The sequence below is a fragment of the Paenibacillus sp. DMB5 genome, assembly GCF_001517085.1.
Classification (GTDB): Bacteria; Bacillota; Bacilli; order Paenibacillales; family Paenibacillaceae; genus Paenibacillus_AQ.
Genome location: NZ_LRAC01000122.1, coordinates 23,737 through 45,864, shown reverse-complemented (window position 1 = coordinate 45,864; position 22,128 = coordinate 23,737). Strand labels below are relative to the sequence as shown.

The 22,128-nt window shown below is 52.4% G+C and carries 21 protein-coding genes and 1 pseudogene; 8 read left to right on the top strand and 14 right to left on the bottom strand.

Annotation, left to right across the window (positions count from 1 at the left end):
• Positions 1-124 precede the first annotated feature (124 nt).
• Positions 125-1,135, bottom strand: a complete 1,011-nt coding sequence (gpr, locus tag AWJ19_RS14695; RefSeq protein WP_068724825.1) for a GPR endopeptidase — start codon at positions 1,133-1,135, stop codon at positions 125-127.
• A 397-nt stretch (positions 1,136-1,532) separates the two neighbouring features.
• Here gpr and rpsT point away from each other — a divergent pair, with 397 nt between their 5' ends.
• Positions 1,533-1,805 carry a 30S ribosomal protein S20 gene (gene rpsT, locus AWJ19_RS14690; RefSeq protein WP_068724824.1) on the top strand — a complete coding sequence of 91 codons (273 nt, stop codon included), beginning with the start codon at positions 1,533-1,535 and terminating at the stop codon, positions 1,803-1,805.
• A 159-nt stretch (positions 1,806-1,964) separates the two neighbouring features.
• Here the strand turns inward: rpsT and holA are convergent, their stop codons facing one another.
• The 5 genes from holA to AWJ19_RS14665 form a co-directional block, all read right to left on the bottom strand.
• Positions 1,965-2,984, bottom strand: coding sequence for a DNA polymerase III subunit delta (gene holA / locus AWJ19_RS14685; protein WP_068724823.1), 1,020 nt, complete (start codon positions 2,982-2,984; stop codon positions 1,965-1,967).
• Between the two features lie 374 nt (positions 2,985-3,358).
• Complete coding sequence (locus tag AWJ19_RS14680) at positions 3,359-4,630, bottom strand: anti-sigma factor (protein WP_068724822.1); 1,272 nt, start codon at positions 4,628-4,630, stop codon at positions 3,359-3,361.
• A complete protein-coding gene (locus tag AWJ19_RS14675) occupies positions 4,627-5,178 on the bottom strand; it encodes a sigma-70 family RNA polymerase sigma factor (protein ID WP_068724820.1) in 552 nt (183 codons plus the stop codon). The genes AWJ19_RS14680 and AWJ19_RS14675 overlap by 4 nt, the downstream gene beginning before the upstream one ends.
• Before the next feature lie 274 nt (positions 5,179-5,452).
• Entirely contained in the window at positions 5,453-5,692 is a 240-nt protein-coding gene (locus tag AWJ19_RS14670) for a hypothetical protein (protein ID WP_068724815.1), read from the bottom strand.
• A gap of 176 nt (positions 5,693-5,868) precedes the next feature.
• Complete coding sequence (locus tag AWJ19_RS14665; RefSeq protein ID WP_039876193.1) at positions 5,869-6,510, bottom strand: bifunctional 2-keto-4-hydroxyglutarate aldolase/2-keto-3-deoxy-6-phosphogluconate aldolase; 642 nt, start codon at positions 6,508-6,510, stop codon at positions 5,869-5,871.
• 354 nt (positions 6,511-6,864) lie between these two features.
• On the opposite strand from AWJ19_RS14665, the gene AWJ19_RS14660 reads away from it, so the two are divergent.
• Complete coding sequence (locus AWJ19_RS14660; protein ID WP_068724814.1) at positions 6,865-7,818, top strand: sugar kinase; 954 nt, start codon at positions 6,865-6,867, stop codon at positions 7,816-7,818.
• Between the two features lie 461 nt (positions 7,819-8,279).
• On the opposite strand, the gene AWJ19_RS14650 is transcribed toward AWJ19_RS14660, so the two are convergent.
• The 3 genes from AWJ19_RS14650 to AWJ19_RS14640 all read right to left on the bottom strand — a co-directional run bounded on the left by AWJ19_RS14650 (position 8,280) and on the right by AWJ19_RS14640 (position 11,122).
• Positions 8,280-9,296, bottom strand: coding sequence for a LacI family DNA-binding transcriptional regulator (locus tag AWJ19_RS14650; protein ID WP_068724810.1), 1,017 nt, complete (start codon positions 9,294-9,296; stop codon positions 8,280-8,282).
• Positions 9,297-9,413: 117 nt separating this feature from the next.
• Positions 9,414-10,565, bottom strand: a complete 1,152-nt coding sequence (locus AWJ19_RS14645) for a hypothetical protein (RefSeq protein ID WP_068724808.1) — start codon at positions 10,563-10,565, stop codon at positions 9,414-9,416.
• Positions 10,562-11,122, bottom strand: a complete 561-nt coding sequence (locus AWJ19_RS14640) for an RNA polymerase sigma factor (RefSeq protein ID WP_241781754.1) — start codon at positions 11,120-11,122, stop codon at positions 10,562-10,564. Before AWJ19_RS14640 ends, AWJ19_RS14645 begins: the two co-directional genes overlap by 4 nt.
• Positions 11,123-11,335: 213 nt before the next feature.
• On the opposite strand from AWJ19_RS14640, the gene AWJ19_RS14635 reads away from it, so the two are divergent.
• From AWJ19_RS14635 to dpsA, 6 genes and pseudogenes are all read left to right on the top strand, one after another.
• Entirely contained in the window at positions 11,336-12,325 is a 990-nt protein-coding gene (locus AWJ19_RS14635; RefSeq protein WP_068724804.1) for a LacI family DNA-binding transcriptional regulator, read from the top strand.
• 35 nt (positions 12,326-12,360) lie between these two features.
• Entirely contained in the window at positions 12,361-13,842 is a 1,482-nt protein-coding gene (locus tag AWJ19_RS14630) for an ABC transporter transmembrane domain-containing protein (RefSeq protein WP_198536572.1), read from the top strand.
• 23 nt (positions 13,843-13,865) lie between these two features.
• On the top strand, positions 13,866-14,090 hold the full coding sequence (locus tag AWJ19_RS35850) for a hypothetical protein (RefSeq protein ID WP_241781753.1): 225 nt from the start codon (positions 13,866-13,868) through the stop codon (positions 14,088-14,090).
• Positions 14,020-14,930: pseudogene (locus AWJ19_RS35845) on the top strand (ABC transporter ATP-binding protein); the annotation flags it as partial. The gene AWJ19_RS35850 and the pseudogene AWJ19_RS35845, both read left to right, overlap by 71 nt.
• Positions 14,928-15,854, top strand: coding sequence for an ATP-binding cassette domain-containing protein (locus tag AWJ19_RS35840; RefSeq protein ID WP_241781759.1), 927 nt, complete (start codon positions 14,928-14,930; stop codon positions 15,852-15,854). The pseudogene AWJ19_RS35845 and the gene AWJ19_RS35840, both read left to right, overlap by 3 nt.
• Before the next feature lie 71 nt (positions 15,855-15,925).
• Complete coding sequence (dpsA, locus tag AWJ19_RS14620) at positions 15,926-16,813, top strand: dipicolinate synthase subunit DpsA (RefSeq protein ID WP_068724803.1); 888 nt, start codon at positions 15,926-15,928, stop codon at positions 16,811-16,813.
• An 81-nt stretch (positions 16,814-16,894) separates the two neighbouring features.
• Here dpsA and AWJ19_RS14615 read toward each other — a convergent pair whose 3' ends face one another.
• The 5 genes from AWJ19_RS14615 to AWJ19_RS14595 form a co-directional block, all read right to left on the bottom strand.
• Positions 16,895-19,621: a ComEC/Rec2 family competence protein gene (locus AWJ19_RS14615; RefSeq protein WP_082707901.1), complete on the bottom strand. Its 2,727-nt coding sequence runs from the start codon at positions 19,619-19,621 to the stop codon at positions 16,895-16,897.
• 105 nt (positions 19,622-19,726) lie between these two features.
• Positions 19,727-20,245 carry a dCMP deaminase family protein gene (locus tag AWJ19_RS14610; RefSeq protein WP_068724801.1) on the bottom strand — a complete coding sequence of 173 codons (519 nt, stop codon included), beginning with the start codon at positions 20,243-20,245 and terminating at the stop codon, positions 19,727-19,729.
• Positions 20,246-20,314: 69 nt separating this feature from the next.
• A complete protein-coding gene (locus AWJ19_RS14605) occupies positions 20,315-20,986 on the bottom strand; it encodes a hypothetical protein (protein WP_082707900.1) in 672 nt (223 codons plus the stop codon).
• Entirely contained in the window at positions 20,986-21,489 is a 504-nt protein-coding gene (locus AWJ19_RS14600; RefSeq protein WP_068724795.1) for a flavodoxin family protein, read from the bottom strand. Before AWJ19_RS14600 ends, AWJ19_RS14605 begins: the two co-directional genes overlap by 1 nt.
• Complete coding sequence (locus AWJ19_RS14595) at positions 21,470-22,075, bottom strand: TetR/AcrR family transcriptional regulator (RefSeq protein ID WP_068724793.1); 606 nt, start codon at positions 22,073-22,075, stop codon at positions 21,470-21,472. Before AWJ19_RS14595 ends, AWJ19_RS14600 begins: the two co-directional genes overlap by 20 nt.
• Positions 22,076-22,128: the final 53 nt, after the last annotated feature.

The window sequence follows — 22,128 nt, the reverse complement described above, 5'->3', positions numbered from 1 at the left end:
GAGGGAGTAGTAGAACCAAGGTAGAGACAAATTAATAGAGCCAAAAAAACCGTATAAGCACTGCCGCTCGGGCTTTGCTCATACGGATAATCCGGACTATATATGGTTTTCATACTAAAACAGGTTAATGGGTGTACGCGCCGACATTTCCCGGATCCACCGCATCATGAAGTGCAGCATTCAGGCCGCTGGCTACAATGTTCGCAATCTCTTCAATAAACTCATCAATTTCCTTCGGCGTCACAATGAGATCGTGCCCGAGCGGTTCCAGTACCTCTTTTACCAGCTGCAGCCGTTCCTGCTCCGAAATATCGTCCAGCATTCCCATAATCTCTTTGGTATGCGCTCTGCCGTCTCTCATCTGGCCAAAATGATTGCTCATCATCTCCAGCACGTTGTTGACGATTGTTGATGCGTAGCACACCGTAGGGACACCGATGGCAATGCACGGAACGCCCAGTATTTCCTTGGTCAGCCCGCGGCGTTTGTTGCCGATGCCCGAGCCTGGATGGATGCCGATATCGGCAATCTGGATTGTCGTGTTGATCCGCTCAAGCGAGCGGGAGGCCAGCGCATCGATGGCAATGATCAGGTCCGGCCTGGTGCGGTCTACGATCCCCTGCACAACCTCACTGGATTCAATACCGGTAAGCCCAAGCACCCCTGGTGCAATTGCGCTCACGTTGCGGTATCCCGGAGAGACCTGGTCAGGCACAAGCTCATAAAATTGCCGGGTAATCAGCGCATTCTCCACCACCAGCGGTCCCAGCGAATCGGGAGTCACATTCCAGTTACCCAGACCGACAATCAGCACCGAGGAATCCTTGCCGATCCCGATCCGGCTCAGAAACTGTTCAAATTCACGCGCAAACACGACTGACACCTTCTGCTGGAGTCCGGTATCCCCGCCGCGCAGCGCCGGAACCTCCAGTGTCACGTAGTTTCCAAGCGCCCTTCCTATCGCCTGGGAGCCCGCAGCCGTGGCAACGCCAAGCCGTGTAACCTTGATCCCGTCCGCTTCCTCCACTTCTTCATTAACACCGGGAATCGGCGTTTTTTGCAGACCCTGGGCAAGTTCCTTCGCCTCCACCGCCAGGTCAGTGCGTACCGAATACAGCTGAAGATCCAGTTCCATCCTAGTTCAGCCTCCTTAAAGTTTTGTGAGCATAAGCTTCCTGGAGCTTCTTCGTACAAAACTCGCTTCGGAAGCATATGCTTAAGTTTTGTAAGCATAAGCTTCCTTGAGTTCCTTCGTACAAAACTCGCTTCGGAAGATTATCTTGGTGTCGGTAGTGTGCGAGCGATGCGCTGTGTTTATGCAGGATGACATGGATAAATCGCACTGCCGGGCAAAGTTTAATCCGTTATCGCCGGTAGGACCAGCTGCACAGCTTTTGATCCGGCCGGCTCCGGGGATTTGTTCAACAGTTTTCTATACGCTTTTAGTGTTGCATTTTGCCCCCGGGCGTGCTAAGATATTTTAAGTTGTGAATCATTTGATGATTTCGAATGTCTTCCAGGAGGTGAATGCAATGCCAAATATCAAATCCGCGGTTAAACGCGTCAAGACGATCGAGAAACGTCGTGCTCTGAACGCTTCCCAGAAATCCGCGCTTCGTACAGCTGTGAAAACTGCTGATGTAGCACTGGCTGGATCGGAAGTTGAAACTGCTCAAGCTGCTTTCCAAGCTGCTTCCAAAAAGCTGGACAAGGCCGTAACTAAAGGTCTGGTTCATAAAAATGCGGCTGCCCGCAAAAAATCCCGCTTGGCGAAGAAATTGAACGCTCTTAAGGCTCAGGCCTAATTAGCGACTTTCATAATGAGCACTATAAGAACCTGACCGTTATCCTGCATACGGTTAGGTTTTTTTGTTTATATTCCCACAAAAGAGCCTGCCTTATCCGCTGCTTCAGCGTAAAGGCAGGCTCTTTGGGATGGACAGAGGCGGCGCCATCGCCGGGAGCTACGCTCCCAGGCGCAGCATGAACATTTCCAGACCAAGCACCTTGTCGATGGCTCCGGTCTTCATCTGGTAATCCAGATCAGCCAGGCCGCTCAGAATCTGACGCAGCCGCCGGCTGTCGAATTTGCGGGCCTGCTCTCCGGCCAGCTTAACGGCATACGGATGCACCCCGATCTGAGAAGCGATCTGGGCCTGGGAGTAGCTGAGGGCTGACAGGTCCTTCACCTGCAGGATGATCCGGAACTGCCGGGCAATCAGCGCGGCAATCTTGATGGGCTCCTCGCGCTGCTTCAGCAGCTCGTAGAGGGTACCCAGCGCCTTATCGAGGCGCAGGTTCGCAATATCCTCCACCAGCGTGAATACATTTTGCTCCGTACCGCGGTGTACCAGGCTCTCCACCGCCGCTGCATCCACTGTCCCGCCGGCTCCCGCGAACAGGGACAGCTTGTCCATCTCCGCAGACAAGCCCTGCAGGCCGGTGCCGGCACTGGCTACCAGTGCCTCGGCAGTTCCCGGCGCTACGGCACAGCCGCGGTCCTTGAAGCCCTTCTCTACCCAGCGGAGCAGCTCTTCTGCACCCAGCGGATTAAAGGCCAGCACTGTACCGGCTGCCTTAGCCGCTTTGACGATCTTTTTGCGCTCATCCAGCTTGTCATTATTAACCAGAAATACAATTACGCTAAAATCAGCGGGAGCCTGCATATAATCACTTAACAGCTCAACGCGGTGTTCAATCTTGGCATTTTCTTTGCCTGCAGTAAACAGCGAGGCGTCCCTCACCAGCAGCAGCTTGCGTTCCACCATGAACGGAACGGTCTCCGCTTCCTCCACCACCGCCTGGACAGGCGTCTCTGAAAGATCGAAGGGAATTACTGCAAAATCACGATCCTCTTTGGCGATCAGGTGATCCTCCAGAAAGGCCGCAAATTCATTCATCCGGAACTTTTCACTGCCATAGAGCACATAGAGCGGTGAAATTTTTCCTTGTCTGATGTCCTTGGCCGCCGTTTTGGCATCCATCCTGCCACTTCCTTTTCCATTTCAATTCGGGTGAACCCTCAAATACACATATGTGATTATAGTTTAACAGAAAACTGGCTGCAAAGGTTGCGCTTAATGCTTTTTGTGCTTACAGGATCTGTAGAAGATAGTCTATTTAACAGCTGCAAAACTCCAGAGCCGGCATCCTGTGTGAAAATGCAAAAACGGAGCAACCTCGGCAGCCAGGGCCAAAGTTGCTCCGTTTCAGCGGCGCATCTATATAAACGGCGGAAGCAAAAGGCTCTAGAAACCCCGCTTCCGTCGGTCATACCGATGGAACTCGCAAATCGTGTAATTCCTGTCCTCTCACCATAGCATATTCGGGGTGCCCTCAAAACGTTCCACCGAAGTAATTATTTATTGGCCGGAGCCGCGCTTGCCGGTGCCGGGGTTGCAGTAGCCGGACTTCCAGGTGATGCAGACGGCGCCGGAGTAGCCTGACTTGCAGGCGCTGTATATACCTCTGTGACTTCTACACCATCCTGCATTGTTATATAAGTAAATTGCAGGCTGTCCCCTGACCAGGAACCGGATACCCAGGTCCCCTCCAGCGGAAGTGAGGTTATCGCTGTCCGTTCTTCCGGCTGTCCGTCAGCCGGCAGGCTGTAGATTACCAGCTGCTGGCCGGCAAGTTCGGCTGCATAACGCCCGTCCGGAGAGCTCCACGAGCCGTGAGACGATACAAGCGCCGGCAGAAGCCCCATAATGCCAGCCTCTTGACTGGCCGGAGGCTGCTGCGGATCCTGCGCCGGTGTGTCTGCCGTACCGGCAGGCATATCGGCGGCACTGCTGTTGAATATCTGGGCATCTGACGCGTTGTTGGCATTCCCGCTTCCAGCTCTGGCATTCCCGCTTCCAGCTCTGGCATTATCCCTTGGAGCCGGCGTTGCCGCTTGGGTGCTGCGCGCAGCCGGCATATTCCGTTTGGCCGAAGTTGAATCGGTTGCTGCCGGAGACGCCGCACCGGATTGTGCAGTCGGCTCAGCTTCCAATGCAGACGGAGCAGCAGTATCCGCCGCTGCACCTCCGTTCGCGGCATCTGCACCTTCAGAAGGCTGAATCTCCATCTGATACATGGACGCATCGCCCGCCTCTTCTCCGGTCGCAGCCGTGTCCGCATTTTCAGTAGTAGCCATCTTGCTCATTGCTTCATTGCTCCCAGCTGTCTCAGCCGCCTGGTTCAGCGACATTTCCACATCTGCCGAAGGTAAGCGCTCCGGCATATTAAATACGGCAAACAGCAGGATAACCGCAGCAGCAACTGCGCCAATGCCTGTCCGCGTTGCCATGGAAGCTGCTCTTGAAGTTCCTTTGGCCTCTTTGCCGTGAGTACCTTTACGTGTCATCGGTACAACCTTGCTGTCTTGCTCCGGAGCTTCTGCATCTGAACCCCGAATACCGGAATCGATCTGCTCAAGCTGCGGCAGGATCGAATCAACCAGACTAAAAGGAGGCTTAACATCCGGCAGCTGCTCCAATTGCTCAGAGAGCATGGTCAGCCGGTCAAAGACTTCCGCGCAGGAAGGACAATTATCGATATGGCGGTACATTTCCACAGTCTCTTCGGGACTGAGATCATGATCCAAATAGCGGTGCATCCATTCTGTCACCTCCGTACACTTCATCCTGATACACCACCTTTCTGATACTCCTGAAGTCTATTTTGCAGCTGCTGCCTGGCCCGGAACAGGTAAGATTTCACTGTGTTGAGCGGCAGGTCGAGACAGTCTGCAATCTCGTTGTAAGAAAAATCCTGCAAATATCGCAGTACAATTACCGTCCGGTGATGCTCGGGGAGCTGGTCGATGGCCTCGCGTATATCCTCCGCCAGATAACCCGACATCACCTCACGCTCTACATTATGTTTATTATCCTGGAACACCATTTCGTGCTCGTCGATAGACACAGTAGGCTTCGTTCTCCTGAATTTGTCAATACAGATGTTGGTCACGATCCGCTGAACCCATGTTTTGAACTGGGCCTTCTCCTCATAGGAACCGATTTTGGTGTACACCCTGATGAGCGCTTCCTGTGATGCGTCCAGAGCATCCTGTTCATTATGCAAAATGTAGAAGGCCGTCTTATATACATGTCCTTCAATTTCCCGCAATAGGGTGATTAGAGCGTCGCGATCGCCCGCTTGAGCGGCTCTGATGAGTCCCTGCTCCACCACGAAGGTTCCCCCTCTCTATGCAATCTTACTGACGCGCAAGACTGCGAATTTGTTGCAAGCCTGTAATCAATATTTTTAGGATACCAAACTTTACATAATACGTCTTGTGCCGCCACCGGTTCCGCTCCGGCGCACGGCCATAACCGTCCATAATCCTTACTAAGCATACAAGGGAAGCGCATATTCTTCAAATACTCTTTTGCAAGAGGTTTATGACAAAAATGAAATCAAACAGGCTGCCCCGTCAGGTGTTATACCCGAAAGACAGCCTGCATCACTTAAACATTATTGTAGCGCACAGCATCAGGACAGCGTAATTGTCTTTACCATCGTCATCCACTACATACATTTCTCCCTGTTCAAAAAGCTGCGGATGGTTATGATTTCTATGCAGTGCATACAGTTTACCGGCAGTTACTTTGCAGCCTCTGGCGGATGAAATAATCTGCACGTATTCCGCTTCTTCTTCATTTAAAGTCCGGTACAGCGTCCTATACTTGTCATTCCCGGGCATGACGGTTCCCTCCATCTTCAGGGGCATTCTCAGAGCATCAGCAGACTGGCAGCTGCTTTTTCTGTAAGTATTGCCCGGAAGACGGGGAAACCATCACGATTTTCATTTAGATGTAGGAAAAAAATAAAAAAGCTGTCCGGCCGTTTAACCGGCGGGACAGCTCAGCACCTATTCATTTACAGGCCTTTAACCTCTTTATACTTAGCCACATACTGTGCAGCCAGCTCGGTAATCTGGTCGTAGCGACCTTCTTTGGCCGGAGCGGTCAGGTTGCCGCCGATGCCGACAGCGATACAGCCGTTCGCAATCCATTTGCCCATGTTGTTCAGATCCACGCCGCCGGTAGGCATAATGTTGACATGCGGCATAGGACCTTTGACAGCCTTCACATAATCCGGTCCGAATGCGCTGCCCGGGAACAGCTTCAGCACATCCACACCCAGCTTCAGCGCTTCCTTCATTTCATTCAGCGTCATGCAGCCCGGCATGTAAGGAATGCCGTAAAGATTACACATCTTGGCGGTTTCTTCCTCAAAAGAAGGGCTCACTACAAATTCTGAACCTGCCAGGATAGCAATCCGGGCTGTTAACGGGTCAAGCACTGTACCTGCACCGATTACAGCGCGGCTGCCGTATTCAGCCACGAGGCGTTTGATCGCTACATCCGCGTCCGGAGTTGTAAAAGTAACCTCAATATTGGTCAGTCCGCCCTCGATACAAGCAGCCGACATCTTGAATGCATCATCAGCATTGTCAGCACGGATAACTGCCACTACACCGACAGAGGTAAGGTTTTGCAATACTTTTATTTTCTTCATGATTAACTTCCTCTCACTATAACGTAGTATGAAAACAGACATAAAAAAAGAATATTTATTTAGATAATCTTTTTTATCCCATTTACTAACCTTCTTACGAAACCTTCTATGGAAATAGTAATAATAATCGTGCTAACAGTCAATACGTTTTTTTACCGCAACAGATAACTTCATCTTTTAAACTTTATAAATCCTTTATTTATAAGGGATTTTTGTTCTGTCACATTTTTGTACTGAAAATTCACGTGTCCGAATGAGCGTTGCCTTATTGTACAAAACCGATTTATGTGATAATTTCAAATTACTAATCATTATACAGGGAGTCTCCGGATTGCCCTGGGGAGGAATTTAACGATGAGCAAACAACTTAGTGCTGTCACTTTTGGCGAGCCGATGGCAATGTTCTATGCGAATGAAGTAGGGCCGCTGCATGAGGTGACCTCATTCTCGAAGGCGCTGGCCGGGGCAGAAAGCAATGTGGCAACCGGACTGTCCCGTCTCGAACACACAACCGGTTATGTAACCAAGCTCGGTGAAGACAACTTCGGGCAGTTCATTGCGATGGCTTTGAACAAAGAAAATATTGATACAGACAGCATTACTTATACCAAGGAAGCTCCTACCGGAATGCTGATCAAGTCCAAGGTGCTTACCGGAGACCCCAAGGTTGAATATTTCCGCAAAAATTCCGCAGCGTCCAAGCTGAGCCTGGCTGACTTTGACGAAGCCTATTTCGCTTCCGCCGGCCATCTGCATGTAACCAGCATCTCTTCAGCGCTCTCGAAGACCTGTCATGAATTCTCACTGCACGCTATGGAATTTATGAAAAGGAGCGGCAAAACCGTCTCCCTCGATCCGAACCTGCGCCCGACCCTCTGGCCTGACAAGGAGACCATGGTAACCACAATCAATGATCTTGCTACCCGCTGCGACTGGTTCCTGCCGGGCCTTAGCGAAGGCAAAATTTTGACCGGCCTTGAAACTCCAGAGGAAATTGCTGCATACTATCTGGAACGCGGCGTATCCCTCGTTGTAATCAAGCTGGGTCCCGAAGGCGCTTACTACAAAACCTCTGCCGGAGAAGAAGGATACGTAAACGGCTTTAAGGTAAAAGAGGTAGTAGATACAGTAGGTGCCGGAGACGGATTCGCCGTTGGCGTAATCAGCGCCATGCTGGAAAAGCTCCCTGTAGCCGAAGCCGTTCGCCGCGGTAATGCCATCGGCGCACTGGCCGTTATGTCTCCCGGAGACATGGACGGCCTACCGACCCGCGATAAGCTGGAGAGCTTCATGGGCGCCGGCGTGTAAAAGTTACTGCCGACTTTACGCCAAAGATCAAATATAGACAGCAATCATTTATTTGCCAAAGAGGAGTGTCCCCCGGCTTATGCCGGGAGCACTCCTCTTTTTTTCTTACAGCTTTTGCAGTGGTACTTCGGTGGCCGTACAGCCGCAGTTAGTGGGATTTTTCCCTCTACTCCAGCTAAACCACTCGTCAAACCCGCACTTACGCAGTTTCTCCCGGTGTGCACCCTGCTCAAGCGACACTACTCCAGCAAACCTCCGAATCTCAAGAGACATAAAACTAAAAAAAAGAAGGAAGCCAGGCTCCCCTCCCTCTCTACAACCACTAGCTAAATTAATCCAAAACCAGGCTAATGCACGGAGATACACCTGGTAACTTTTAAGCAAAAGTTGGCCTCACAGAAGTAAACCGGTTTACACTCTACTCTTCCGGATCTGTCAACGTCTCCATCGGCTCTTACCGGTTATACCGGAGGCCGCACAGACTGCCCCTGCTGAAGCGCAGGCGGAAAGCGGTACGTAATCGGAACCGCAGCATCCTGGTCCTCGATCAGCGAGAGCATAATCTTCGCCGCCTGCATCCCCATCTCATAGGCCGGCTGGCGGATCGTTGTGATCGCCGGGTTGTAGATCAGGGCAAACTCCGCATCGTCGATCCCGATAACGGACAGGCGGCCGGGAATATCAACCGAATGGCGGTTCGCATATTTCAGTATTTCGCCCAGCACAAGGTCGTTGGCGGCCACCAGCGCCGTCGGCGGCTGCGGCCCGTTCAGCAGCTCATCCAGCGCGGCAGAGATCCGCTCTCTGGGCACGCTGCACATATAACGCTCATTCAGCGGAAGGCCCGCCTCCTCCATCGCCTTCTTATAGCCGCTCATCCGCTCCTTGCGCGGGGTAATCGCGTTCTCCCCGAGCGGCAGCGACAGAATGGCTATGGCCTCATGGCCGTTGCGGGTGAGCTCCTTGACCGCTGTCTTGACGGCCATTTCATTGTCCAGCAGCAGGCTCTGGGTCGTTACCCCCTCAACCAGCCGGTCCATGAATACCAGCGGATACTCCGCCTCAATCAGGCGCGTATAAGCCGAGGACTGGTGACCGGTCGGAAAAATAATCAGCCCGTCCACCTGACGAGCCACCAGTGTCTCCACATACGTATTTTCTTTATCCGCGTTCTCGTCGGCATTGCAGATGATAACCTGAATGCCTCGTCGCTGCAGCTCATTTTCAATTGCCCGGATACACTGGATTGATAGCGAGTAGTCAATATTGGCGACAATGATCCCGACCATATGCGTGCGGTTCTGCTTCAGGCTGCGGGCCAGGCCGTTCGGCTGATAATTCAGCTCCTCGATCACATCGGCAATCCGGTTCTTGGTCGCTTCGCTCATGTATTTAAAGCGTTTATTCAAAAATTGTGAGACTGTGCTCTTCGAGACTCCCGCCTTCTGGGCCACATCCTCAATTGTCAGTTTCTTCATCTCTTCCGCTCCACTCCGCATAAAAAAGCCATACCTTTGATATTATCAAAAGTATAGCTTTTTTTTAGTAAATTATCCAGATGAAACGAACTAAATTTATTATTTACTTTGAAAGATTCAACTGCCTGTTTGGTATTCCGGGGACTGATAGTCAAGATACCATTGCTGGCCGGTTAACAGCACAACCTCCGCTGCGTACTTCTTTCCATCGAGCTCATAGTGGGCAACCCCAGCCCCCTGCCGAATAGTATAAACATTTTGGCTAAATAGAATGACAGACGGTTTTTCTTTATTCTCTATTAATACTTCCTCTTTGAGGAGCTGGTATTTTCCGCCGGCTATATCATAGAGCTTGCTCTTCTGAATATACCCGCCTTTTCCGTCCTCAGTATAATTAACTGCCAATAACTCCTCCCTGTCCGGATTAATAGCCATAAAGGATCTGTAAACGGTAAACGAAGCATCTAAATTCAATATCTCCTCCGGAGCAGATACCTTGCCTGCAGCCGCTTCTTTAAGATTTATTCTGGAAAGTTTCCACTTCCGAAGCTTCAGCTCGTCTCCGAGCCTGTGGGAATAGTGTGCTACTAGAAGATAATCTCCTGCACTATAAAATTGCCCCAGACCAAAATAAGTCTGTGCACTCCCTACATACAATGGAAAAGTATATATTCTTTTTGCGGAATCCGCCGAGAGTTCCACATGTCCCTTAGGAGTCAGGTACAGTGAATAGGGTTCCGTATTGCGTGTGTATTTCGGCTTGAGGTAATCCGTCATCTGCGGCGGCGGTGACCAGACAATCCCCAGCGGTGTTTCCAGTACCTGCGCGTAAGTCTTATCCACGTTGGACGGCAGCGGCATATAATATTTCAAACCGCCCAGCTCAAATTCGGCTGATCCCTGTGGCGGATTGTAAGCCTCGGCTGCTGAGGACGGCGCTGTAGAAGGAGAGGCGGAAGGCCGCACCGCTGCAGCATTATTTTTGCCGAAAAAGGTAGTGATTTGGGCCGTGTAACCCTCTCCCTCCCCGCCCGCCAGCGGCCACAGCAGCACACCAAGCAGCAGCACTGCTGTCACTCCAGCAATACCGATGCGCCTGCGCATAATAACCTTCACCGCCCCGTTACGGCGCTCAGCAGCAAGCTCGATCCGTGCCATCAGCTGCGGGGTGAACCCGTCTTCCGCTAACGGGCCGCGTCCCGCCTCCCGGTACCATTCAGGATTCTCTGTTCCAACTTTTCCCGCGTTTTCTGCCTGTCTGTGCTTCATCGCTCATCCTCCTCCAGCGCTTTTCTCATGTTCTCCCTGGCCCGGGACAGCCGGGATTTAACGGTTCCTTCCGCTACTCCGAGCAGGGCCGCCATTTCTGCGGTGGACAATCCCTGTTGAATCTCCAGCACCAGCACCTCCCTGTGCTTATCCGGCAGCTCCATAATCAGCTCCCAGATGCGGTTAACATATTGCTTGCTCAACGCTTCCTTTTCTGCAGACCATGCTTGTCCGGGAGCCTGGCCTTTCCCCAGCGGAATGAACCGGTGCCAGAAGCTGTTCCGTCTCCAGCTGAACGCAGAATTACGGGTAATTGTCAGCAGCCAGGTCTTCAAGGTGGCGCTGCCCCGGTATTTGGCGATATTGCGGTGCGCTCTTAGGAACACCTCCTGGCTGATGTCATTCGCCTGCTCCCGGCTGCCGCTCAAAAAATACGCATAATTCCACACATCCCGCCCATAAGTCTCCATCATTTCCCGCAGCGTCATGGACGGCGCATAGGCTACGGCATACGGTAACTCTTCACTGTGCATATTCTCTCTCACCTCTTTGGTCAATAAGACTCTCCGGACTGCATTTGGTTCCCTCAATCTTCCAAAAATGATATACAGCTCTTAAACGCCGAAAAAATTATGTATTTTTAACTTAAAAAATTAATTTTTTACGTTGATTTTATCATTTCCTTGCGTTGTATCCTGTGTAATACAGGAATATAATAACAGTATTCAGGCATAAGCTGCTGTGTTGTACAGCAAAAACGGGGGATTATTGTGAAAAGCAAAAAAGTAACGCTCACCGAGATCGCCAAGGCACTCGGGCTGTCTCCGGTATCAGTCAGCAGAGCGCTGGCGGATCAGGGCGGCATCAGCGATGAAATGAAAGCCAAGATTGTGGAAAAAGCAGCGGAGATGGGCTATATCCGGCCCCGCAAGGCAGCTCCTCCGAAAATTCTGGTGCTTCACCAGAAGCCTTATCAGCATGACAACAGCAACTTCAGCTATAAGGTCCAGGGCATCGAAAAGGCGCTGCAGCAGGCCGACACGGATTACAGCATTGAATTTGTCGATAAGGAGCACCAGAGCAGGCTGGCCCTGCCCTACCGTTTAAGTAAAGGCTACAAGTTCGACGGGGTTATTTTTATCGGGCGGTTTAACAGTGACTATATTTCCTTTATTCATGAGCAGATTCCGGCGCTGATTCTGTATGTCGGTTACTCACCGGCCTATGATTTTGACAGTGTGTGGTTCAGCTTCCTGCATGCCGGTTACAAGCAGTGCCAATATCTGATCGGCTGCGGGCACCAAGCAATCGGCTTCGTAGGGAATCTTAGCGCTTACCGCAACAAGGAAAAGAAAACAGGCATCACCTCCGCGCTGGAGGAGCACGGGCTGCCGGCTGCACAGGCGATATTTTTGGAGCGTGATGAGGCACTTGGGAGCAGGCTGTCCGGGCTGATTGCCGGCGGAGGACTGCCGACCGCTTTTATCTGCGAGCATGATTTCACGGCTGTAGAGCTGATCCGTCTCCTGCAGGAGCGCGGAGTTAAAGTTCCGGAGGACGTGTCCATTCTCAGCAGCGGCAACACGGAAATATCGGCTCTTTCAACACCTCCCCTTACTACGATGGACTTGAATATCGATTACTCCTGCCAGAGAGTGGTAGCCACGCTGCTCAGCCGGATTGCCGATCCGCAGAAGCCTGCGGAGAATATTGCTGTGCTTAGCACTTTTGTGGAAAGAGAATCCGTAAGGAGCATCTGAGACAGGCAGGTGTATTTTCAAAAGGTGGGATGTCAATGAAATCCTCTATATTGCTGCGTTTTTTCAAAGCCCGCAGGACTGATTATCTGATCGGGTTTTCTTTTATGTTCGCCGCCTCCTTTATTCAGACGCTTTTTCCTAAAGTGCTGGGCCATGCAGTGGATTTAATGAAGGTCAGCGGCTTTGACACCCGGCAGGTGAAGCTTCAGGTGCTGTGGATGGTGCTGATTGCCGCCGGCGTGTTCACCTGCACTTTTTTATGGAGAAATATCATCATCAAAAGCGCGCGCAACCTCGAATGTTACCTGCGTGAAGAGCTGGTCCGGCACTACCTGAAGCTCTCCCCTTCTTTTTATAACAGCCGCAAGACAGGCGACCTGATCGCTTATGCCATCAATGATATATCCGCGGTACGGATGACGTTCGGTCCGGCTACGGCGATGTCGTTCAACGGCATTGTAATCTGCTGCTCCTCCATTTACTTCATGTTCGCTACGGTCGATCCCCGTCTTACCCTGGCTACGCTTGCCCCATTGCCTTTTATCATCGTGATTATGCTGTTCAGCAGCCGTAAGGTTCAGACCCGGTTCAGAATTGTCCAGCAGCAGTTCGGCGCGGTGTCGGGCAAGGTTCAGGAAAATATCTCCGGTATCCGTGTCATCAAAGCCTATGTGCAGGAGCGTTCGGAAATGGAGCGCTTCAGCGGGCTGAGCAGCAAGATGAAACAGGCCAATCTTGATCTGATACGTGTCTCTGCTGCGCTGCCGGCGATGATCGAATTCGGTTTTGCGGTCTGTTTTGTCATTAATTTAGTCTACGGCAGCAGGCTGGTCCTGCGCGGGGACATTAGTGTAGGCGATTTCGTCGCTTTTAACGGTTATTTGAACCTGATCATCAGCCCCATCGTGTCCATCGGTAAAATAGTCACCACCATCCAGCGCGGCATAGCCTCTCTTGGCAGATTGTATGAGGTACTGCGGGTGCAGCCTGACATTAAGGATACTCCGCAGGCGGTAGAGGTTCAGCCTGAGGGAGAGATCCAGCTGCATAATTTGACCTTCTTTTATGATGGCTCGGATACGCCTGCCCTGCACAACATCTCGCTCAGCCTCCCTAAGGGACATAGCCTTGGCATCATCGGCCGCACCGGCTCCGGCAAAAGCACACTCGCCTCGCTGCTCTTCCGCTTCTATAATGTGGAGCCCGGGCAGATCAGCCTGGACGGGAGGGATATTAACGATTACAGGGTTGAGGCGCTGCGCGGAGGAATGGGCTATGTGCCGCAGGACAGCTTTGTTTTTGCCGCTACAGTTAAGGATAACATCGCCTTTTTCAAAGACGGCTACAGTGATGCTGAGGTCCGGCAGGCGGCTGAGTCCGCACTGATCGCGGGCAGCATCAGTGAATTTCCGGACGGCTATGATACGCTTCTCGGGGACGCGGCGTCAATCTGTCAGGCGGACAAAAGCAGCGGCTGGCTATCGCCCGCGCCCTGGTCAGTGATCCGGCTATTCTGATTCTGGATGACGCGTTATCTGCAGTGGATAGCGTTACGGAAGGGCAGATTCTGGCGAACCTCCGGCAGGTCCGTGCAGGCAAAACCAATATTCTGATCTCGCACCGCATCTCGTCCATTAAGGAAGCAGATGAGATTATCGTGCTCGACAAAGGGGTTATCGCCGAACGCGGGACGCATGAACAGCTGCTTACGAAAGGAGGCCTGTACTTTGATATCTACACGGAACAGCATGAAGACGGCCATTAGTCCACGCCCCAAAAAGTCTGAGTCCGGCGCAGTAAAGCTGCTGCTGCGGTTATCCCGCCCTTATACCTTTCAGCTCCTCCTGGCCTGCGTCTGCGTCATTATTGTCAATGCGGCATTTCTGGTGCAGCCGTTGCTGCTGCAGCGGGTCATTGACCATTTTCTGATCGGCGGTGCGGCAGAGCATGGTCTTGACTCTATTCTTGGTCTGGCCCTGCTGTATCTGCTGGTGTCGGCGGCGGGCTCCGGCTTCGCCTATCTGCAGGCGCTGATTGTCGCCAGAGCCGGACAGAGCCTGATCCATGATCTGCGGGTCAGGGTGTTCGGGATTATCGAGCGGCTGCCGCTGTCGTTTCTGGACCGGACCTCGTCCGGCCGGCTCATTACCCGGGCGACAAATGACACCGCTGAGGTCAGTGACCTGTATACAGACGTCATTATTTCGCTTGTTAAGGATGTTCTGCTACTGATCGGCATTATCTACGCTATGCTGATGCTCAGCCCGCAGCTTACGCTTGTTTCTTTTACCGTTATTCCCGTGATTGTATTTCTGGTCTGGTTTATCAAAAACAAAATCAAAAAGAACTTCTTCCACATGAAGCATTATATCGGTCAGATCAACGGCTTTATTGCCGAGAGCGTTGCGGGGATGCGGGTCATTCAGATTTTCCGCGCGGAAAAGAGAAGGAGGAGCAGTTCCTGAAGCTGAACGGGGATTACTTCCGGACCACGCTGATCCAGGTGAGGCTCAACAGTATCCTGAAGCCGGCATCGGATATGTTCCAGAGTCTGGCGATTGCCATCCTCGTCTGGTTCAGCGTCGGCCAAATTTCCGGCGGCATGCTGCAGATCGGCGTACTGTATGCGTTCACGACCTATATCCGGCAGTTTTTTGCCCCGGTCTCTGATCTGGCAGACAAGTATACCTCAATTCAATCGGCGCTGGTATCTACGGAACGCATTGATGAGCTGATCCGCGAGGAGGAACGGCTGGAGCAGCCGGAGAGCGGCGTCGCTGTGGAGCGGCTGGACGGTACCATTGAGTTCCGCCATGTCTGGTTTGCCTACAAGGATACCGACTGGGTGCTGAAGGACGTGAGCTTTGTGATCCGTAAAGGGCAGACGGCAGCTTTTATCGGCGAGACCGGCGCGGGCAAAACGACCATTATCAGTCTGATCAACGGCTTTTACCAGGTGCAAAAGGGAGAAATCCTTATTGACGGCGTCAATGTGAACAACATTCGGCTGGATGATCTGCGGCGGAACATTTCGGTCGTGCTGCAGGATGTTTTCCTGTTCTCCGGCACGATCCGCGATAATATCACGCTGGGCGATGAGATCGCGGAAGAGACCGTGCAGCATGCGCTGCAGGCCTCCTGTGCCATTGAGTTCGTGCAGGATTACCCCGGCGGCATCAACGGGCCGGTTACCGAGCGGGGCGGAACACTGTCTGCCGGACAGCGGCAGCTGATCTCCTTCGCCAGGGCGATTGCCCATGATCCGGCGATCTTCGTGCTTGATGAAGCTACCGCGAACATTGATACGCGTACGGAAAAGCTGATCCAGCAGGCCATCGACAATGTGGCCCGCGAGCGCACCACGCTGATCATCGCCCACCGGCTGTCCACCATTGCCGGCGCGGACCTGATCATCGCGATGAAGAACGGGCGGGTGGCCGAGTCCGGGCCGCCCCGCAGGCTGCTGGAGCGGGAGGGCTATTATGCCCGGCTGCTGAGGGAGAGCCGGGCGCATGTGGCGGGTTCTTAATTACCCGGGCAAATAAACGAGGCTTATTCCATAGAGTGGTTTCTATTATTTACTGACTGGACGTGATATTTGTGCTAACTGACAAAAAAATAATAGTAATTGGAGGTGACGGGCGCCAGAAGGAGGTCATCCGTATATTAACTGAACAAAATGCAAACCTTATACTGGTTGGATTTGATACTTATGACAAAGTGCATCATACGATAAAATCAAAGCTAACCCCCCTCATTTTTAATAGTGCTGATGCGGTAATTCTACCTGTAAACGGAACGAATAATGATGGTCTGATCGAATCCAGCTACACTTCTGAAACACTTGTATTACTTGAAGAACACATTCAGTGTGTTCCAGACTCCTGCAAAATTTTCACGGGAACGGCGACAGAATACCTGAAGGCTCTTTGCTATAAACATCACATTGAGTTAGTAGAACTATTATCGAAAGACGAAATTGCCATTTATAATTCGATTTCTACAGCTGAAGGCGCTATTATGTTAGCCATCCAAAACACTGAAATTACTATTCATAATTCCGTATGTATGGTCCTTGGATTGGGAAGGGTAGGAACAACTTTAGCAAATAAATTAAAGAATCTAGGAGCAAAGGTGAAGATTGGTGTACGCGAATCCAGTCTTTTTGCACGCGCTTGGGAAATGGGTTTGGAGCCTTTTTATATACCGGACTTATATTCCCAAGTGTCCGATACTGATGTAATTTTCAACACAATTGAATATGAGTTATTAACTAAATCTATTATCTCAAACCTTAAGGCCGACACGCTTATTATTGATTTGGCCTCTAAACCAGGCGGAACTGATTTTGTTTATGCTGAAAAGCTTGGTATAAAAGCGCTCCTTGCGTCTGGTTTACCCGGAATGGTTGCCCCAAAAACCTCTGGGCAAATAATTGCCCGGGCTATCCTCAAACAATTTTCTCCCTTGAAGAACGGCTCTATTTGAGCGTATCCCGTTCAATTTGCAGGTAGCGCTCAATAGCCCTACCATGTCAGCTTCATAGGCTACTGGCACTCGTATGCTTAATTAGTCAGGCTTCTGATCACTTTTAACTTCATTTGTATTTATCCTATACCGTATACTGATCTCCTCGTCCACCCTAAGCTGCACCTCCCCGTGCAGATCCGTCCGGTATATTGCCGATCCCGCTTCCGTCAGCCGTTCCAGCACACCGGCATTCGGATGTCCGTACAGATTATTGACTCCGGCGGAGATCACTGCGGTCTCAGGCTTCCAGAACTCCAGCCAGGCTGCCCCTGTAGAAGTTTTGCTTCCGTGATGAGCTACTTTTAGCACATCTACGGGTCCGGCTTCCCGGATTCCAGCCTGCTGCGCAGCCTGAATAATCTCTTCCTCAGCCGCTTCATCCATATCTCCCGTAAAAAGAAAGCTGCGGCCGTTCATCTCCAGCCGGAACACCACCGATTCATGGTTTTGCTCCTCCACTTCCGGAAGGAGCTGCTGCACTGCCGCCAATGGCTCCGGCCAGAGAAAATGCAGCTCCGTCACTTTATCCGGAGCCAGCACCATTCCCTGCTGCACGGCATACAGCCGGACACCCTTGGCAAGGGCCGTGTTCATCAGCTTCGTATACGGCCCAGCGTCTGCCAGAGTCCCGTTGAACAGCAGCGCCGAGACCGGCATCCCCTCAAGTACGGCCTGCAGTCCGCCCATATGGTCCTGATCACCATGGGTAAGTATTACCGCATCCAGCCGGTGAATTCCTCTCTGCTTCAGAAGCGGCAGCAGGGTCTTGGCCCCTACTTCGAAAGGACTGCGGCGGATGCGCCATTCCTCTTTGTTCCCAAAGCTTACCGTTCCGCCTCCGTCGACGAGAATGTGAGCCTCCTCGGGTGTCGTAATCAGAATGCTGTCGCCCTGGCCCACATCCAGAAAGCTTATGGTTCCCGCATCGTTCAGCTGTTCCGTGTAGTAACCCTTGTACAGCAGCAAAGCCAGTGCCGCAGCACACAGTATGGCGGCGTAACCACTGCCGCGCAGCCCGGATTGAACTCCGGCATAATACGGATACGGGAATGCATCACGGACTCCCCCAGCTCCCGGTTGCGCAAGCTCAGCCAGCGGTCTGGTCTCATCCTCCATATACTGCGGGGCAAATCCCGCCTCCCTCCTCCTTTTCAATGTGTACAGCAGACCATAGAGCAGCACGTAATAAAGGCATATCCACAGCAGTGACGGGGAAGCCCAGATTAGCACGCCTGCTGTAAACCCGTTTACCCATTCCACAGCTGCAAAGGTCCAGTTGTTCAGCAGCTCTGCTACACCTGCAACCCCAGAAGCTCCGGCATCCCAGATTCGTCCAAGGAGCAGGGCAAGGGTGCCCAGCGGCAGTACCAGAAAAGTAATAAAGGGGACGAGCAGCAGATTAGCGATAAAAGACAGCAATGAAAACTGGTTAAAGTAATACACCGTCAGCGGAAAAGACACCAGCTGTGCGATCAGCGTTACCGTTATGGAACTGCCAAGCCATTTGGGGAGCCTGCCGAACAGTGGGGCTGCCAGCGGTGTATACACCATTAATCCTGCTGTGACCAGAAAAGACAGCTGGAAGCTGACACTGAGCAGAAAATACGGATTCCAGACCAGCATGATCAGCGCTGAAGCGGCGAGAATATTCATGCCGTCCTTCAGCAGGCCGAGCCTTGCAGCGAGCAGGGCGATCATGCTCATCAGTCCGGCACGTACAATCGACGGCCCGGCACCCGACAACAGCACATAAACCGGCACCAGCAGCAGCGTAACGGTCAGCGCCGTTTCTCGGGTAAACTGCAGGCGCCGCAGCAGAAACAGGATGACTCCAACATAAACAGCCACGTGCATCCCTGAAATGGCCAAAATATGTGTCAGACCCAGCTGCGAGAACTGCTTAAAGGTTTCCGGATCGAGGTCACCCTGAATGCCGATGACCAGTCCCTTCATATAGCCGGCATGCGGTTCCTGAAACAGGCGGTCCATCTCGGCGCCGAGCGTTGCACGGGCTGCATCATTCCAGCGCAGAATACTGGACAGCTGCCAGGATACCGGAGGCACAGCTGTTACAATCGCCGCACCTTCCCCTTTGAGCAGCCAGTGAATCCGCTGCGTCTGCAGGTACGCACGATAGTCAAACCCGCCAAAGTTCCGCGCCACCGGCGGCAGCACAAGCTCTCCCCTGACGGTTACCCTGTCCCCCCGCTGCCACTGCGCTGCCACCATGATTTCACTCTCCGCCTGCAGCTTGATCTGCACAGCAATCTGTTCGCCTGCCGGACCGGCAGCTGCCAATGAACCTTCCGCTGCCGGCCCGCCCGCCTCAGACCCGTTTACAGACTCCGCTGCTTGCATCTTTGCCGCCGTAGCTTCCGCATCCTTTCCTTCCTGTCCATCACCTATAATCCCTATCAGCTTCAGCGTGAAATCCACCCGGTCCCCGTCCTGTTCCACCGGGGAAGCAATAACACCTTCGGCTGTTATGTACGTTTCATTCAGTCCGGCTTCCGGCTTACCCAGCGCCTCCGGCAGCAGGCTGACATTGCGCGCCTCTGTCCACTCCCAATGCAGCGCTGCCGCAGTCAGCGCCAGCCCAAACACAGCGGCCGTTTTCCACCTGATTCCCCCGCCGGCCGCCCAGAGAGCAAGCAGCAGCAGACAGACTGCGATACTTGCCAGCAGCCTGTAGCCGTCAAACAAGCAGCCCGCGGCGCTGCCGGCAACCCAGCAGATGGTAAAGCTTAATAGCGGTCTCCTGTTCATACTTCATCCTCCTTTGTACAAATAAAAAAAGAACCCCTGCCTACGCAATTTGCGTGTGCAGAGGTTCTTCCCCAGTTCTTTTCACTTAAAAATGCTCACCATCAGTTATTCCGATACCGTAATCATCGTTTCCTTCGGCGGCTCGTAATTTTCCAGCTGACGGAAAATAATACCCTTTGAGCCCAGCATGGCCTCAACCTTCTTCATATCCTTGCGGTAAGGCCGCAGATAGACAATCTCGACAATACCGCTGTTGGCCAGCATATTGGCACAGGTCCAGCACGGCTCATCCGTTACATAAACGGTACTGCCCTCACGGTCGCTCCGGTCGGTGAACAGCAGCAGATTCTGCTCGGCATGAATAGTGCGGATGCAGCGCTGCTTCATCACCATCGTTTCCACACCGTCCACGATTTCCCGCTCATATTGCTCAGAAAGCATGCAGCCGGCCTCCGAGCAATCCTGCACACCCATCGGCGCTCCGTTATATGCCGTTCCCAGCAGCTTTTTCCCTTGTACCAGCACAGCACCAACATGCCGGCGGGGGCAGCGTGAACGGGTGGAGACCATGCAGGCAATGTCCATAAAGTATGTATCCCAGTTTTTGCGGTAGGCCACAGTCATCGGCGTTTCTCCACTTTCTCTTCTTAGTTGCTCATTATTGTAACACACTGTGGCACCGTTTCAATATGATTAACCTTGGTTCCCATTCCTGCTCTCCTGAAAAGGCTGTCTTCTCAGGTCCTTTGGCCGCAGCCCGTTCTTCTTCGCCTGGGCATGCCAGAAAGAATGGGTGGCCGCCAGTCGCCAGGCAATGCGCGGGAAATTCGGCTGAATGAACAGCGAATCTGCACTGCTACGGGTAAGGATAGCGGCTGAGAGCTGATCCATCGCCTTGCCGAGATTCTTCAGCGGGCCTTTACCCAGCGGCACCTGGCTCAAAGATTTAAACATTTCTCCAGCCCCGTGTCCGATTGCCATTCCGAAGCGGAACCCGCAGCGGCTGCACCAGTTGCTCACGATATCTGCAGCTATTTTACACTGATGGCCTTCATAGAATCCGTTGTTGATCAATGCATACACCGTTAGGTCCGGATTCCCGGGCTCCTGCTGTCGGAATTTCTCCATTTCGACCATCGCCCGCAGCAAATGCGAAGGAATGGCATCAAAGTATAGCGGAAAAGCCAGCACCAGTATGTCAGCTTCGTTCAGCTCCCGGTATTGCTCAGGCTTCAGCGGCTTTACGTTAACCCGGTACGCATTAAGCTCGTTACTTTCGGCGATAAGCGGCTTAAGCTTTTCCAGCAGAATTCCGGAATTGCTTGCCCCGCCCTTGGGACTGCCGTTAACCAGCGCAATTCTCATCACTGCACCTCCTTGAGGCTGTTAAGCGTATCGTGAAAAGTAACCTTGTAGCCGGAAGCATCCAGATTAAGCGCATTGGCCCGCACCAGTGACCTTGCCGTTTCACGTTCCGCCTCGCTCATGCCTTCCCCGTAAAAATGCACCGTGAATCTGATCTGGCGCTTATAGCGCTGCTGATGATGGGTCTCTCCGTTTTTGGTTAGAAAATAAGGCAGCACATAGGGCAGCGTCCGGTTCAAAACATTGCTGACAAACGGGCTGTAGCCCCCGTACACGTTACGGCTGATGAATACGTACTCCTCACAGGCGGCAAGCCGTTCGCCCATATGCTTATAAGAATCCTTCAGCACACAGGTGCCCGGAGTGCGGACCCAGCAGCCAAAGCACCCTACGCAATGACGGATGTTTTCCTGCTCCCCTATTATTTCGTCGGTATCCCTGCTAAAGCCGCTCAGCCAGGTAGTGAAATCCTGCTCCTCCAGATCATGCACGATCAGTCTCATTCTCTGTTCCTCCCGATTGAAGAATGACTTGCCATACCTCCTGCCAATTTCCTGAATAACGGACGCCGCTGCTGGACAAAAGAGAGGCTACCCCGTGGACTAGCGACCAGTAAGACATAAGCATTGTACTGTCCCTTTCAGGCGGAAGTCCCAGACTGCGGAACAGCCGGTAGGCTGTCGTCCGGAATACCGCAAACGGCGGGTAAGCCGGGATCCCCTCATCTCCCCCGTCCACCTGAATCGTAATGCCCGACTGAAAGAACAGAAACGGCAGATAGGCCGGATGCTGTTCAAAAAAAGCAATATAGGCCGTGCCCAGCTCCCCCATTGCTGACATCGGGTCTTGCTGTCCTTCGACAGAAGCCTGCAGGGAAACCGTAAACTGCTCGGTAACATGATCCGCCATTGCCGCCAGCAGCTGCTGGACATCCTTGAAATGACTGTACGGAGCCGCGTGGCTAACCCCGCATTTGGCCGCAACCTTGCGAAGGGAGAACCCGCCCAACCCTTCCTCATTAATCAGCTCAATGCCGGTTTCAATCAATGTGTTTCGCAAATCGCCATGATGGTAAGGTTTCTGCTTCAAAAGATTACTGTCCCTTCTCTCAAACTTTACACTGTAAATATAGCCCTATAACT

Bases quoted from the DNA above. Each gene is read 5' to 3' on its own strand.
- holA (WP_068724823.1), bottom strand. From the start codon at position 2,984: ATGGATGCCAAAACGGCGGCCAAGGACATCAGACAAGGAAAAATTTCA.
- AWJ19_RS14670 (WP_068724815.1), bottom strand. From the start codon at position 5,692: ATGCCCGGGAATGACAAGTATAGGACGCTGTACCGGACTTTAAATGAA.
- AWJ19_RS35840 (WP_241781759.1), top strand. From the start codon at position 14,928: ATGCTGCAGATCGGCGTACTGTATGCGTTCACGACCTATATCCGGCAG.
- AWJ19_RS14615 (WP_082707901.1), bottom strand. From the start codon at position 19,621: ATGAACAGGAGACCGCTATTAAGCTTTACCATCTGCTGGGTTGCCGGC.
- rpsT (WP_068724824.1), top strand. From the start codon at position 1,533: ATGCCAAATATCAAATCCGCGGTTAAACGCGTCAAGACGATCGAGAAA.
- AWJ19_RS14645 (WP_068724808.1), bottom strand. From the start codon at position 10,565: ATGAAGCACAGACAGGCAGAAAACGCGGGAAAAGTTGGAACAGAGAAT.
- AWJ19_RS14600 (WP_068724795.1), bottom strand. From the start codon at position 21,489: ATGAGACTGATCGTGCATGATCTGGAGGAGCAGGATTTCACTACCTGG.
- AWJ19_RS14665 (WP_039876193.1), bottom strand. From the start codon at position 6,510: ATGAAGAAAATAAAAGTATTGCAAAACCTTACCTCTGTCGGTGTAGTG.
- AWJ19_RS14650 (WP_068724810.1), bottom strand. From the start codon at position 9,296: ATGAAGAAACTGACAATTGAGGATGTGGCCCAGAAGGCGGGAGTCTCG.
- AWJ19_RS14610 (WP_068724801.1), bottom strand. From the start codon at position 20,245: ATGACTGTGGCCTACCGCAAAAACTGGGATACATACTTTATGGACATT.
- AWJ19_RS14660 (WP_068724814.1), top strand. From the start codon at position 6,865: ATGAGCAAACAACTTAGTGCTGTCACTTTTGGCGAGCCGATGGCAATG.
- AWJ19_RS14605 (WP_082707900.1), bottom strand. From the start codon at position 20,986: ATGAGAATTGCGCTGGTTAACGGCAGTCCCAAGGGCGGGGCAAGCAAT.
- AWJ19_RS14680 (WP_068724822.1), bottom strand. From the start codon at position 4,630: ATGAAGTGTACGGAGGTGACAGAATGGATGCACCGCTATTTGGATCAT.
- AWJ19_RS14630 (WP_198536572.1), top strand. From the start codon at position 12,361: ATGAAATCCTCTATATTGCTGCGTTTTTTCAAAGCCCGCAGGACTGAT.
- gpr (WP_068724825.1), bottom strand. From the start codon at position 1,135: ATGGAACTGGATCTTCAGCTGTATTCGGTACGCACTGACCTGGCGGTG.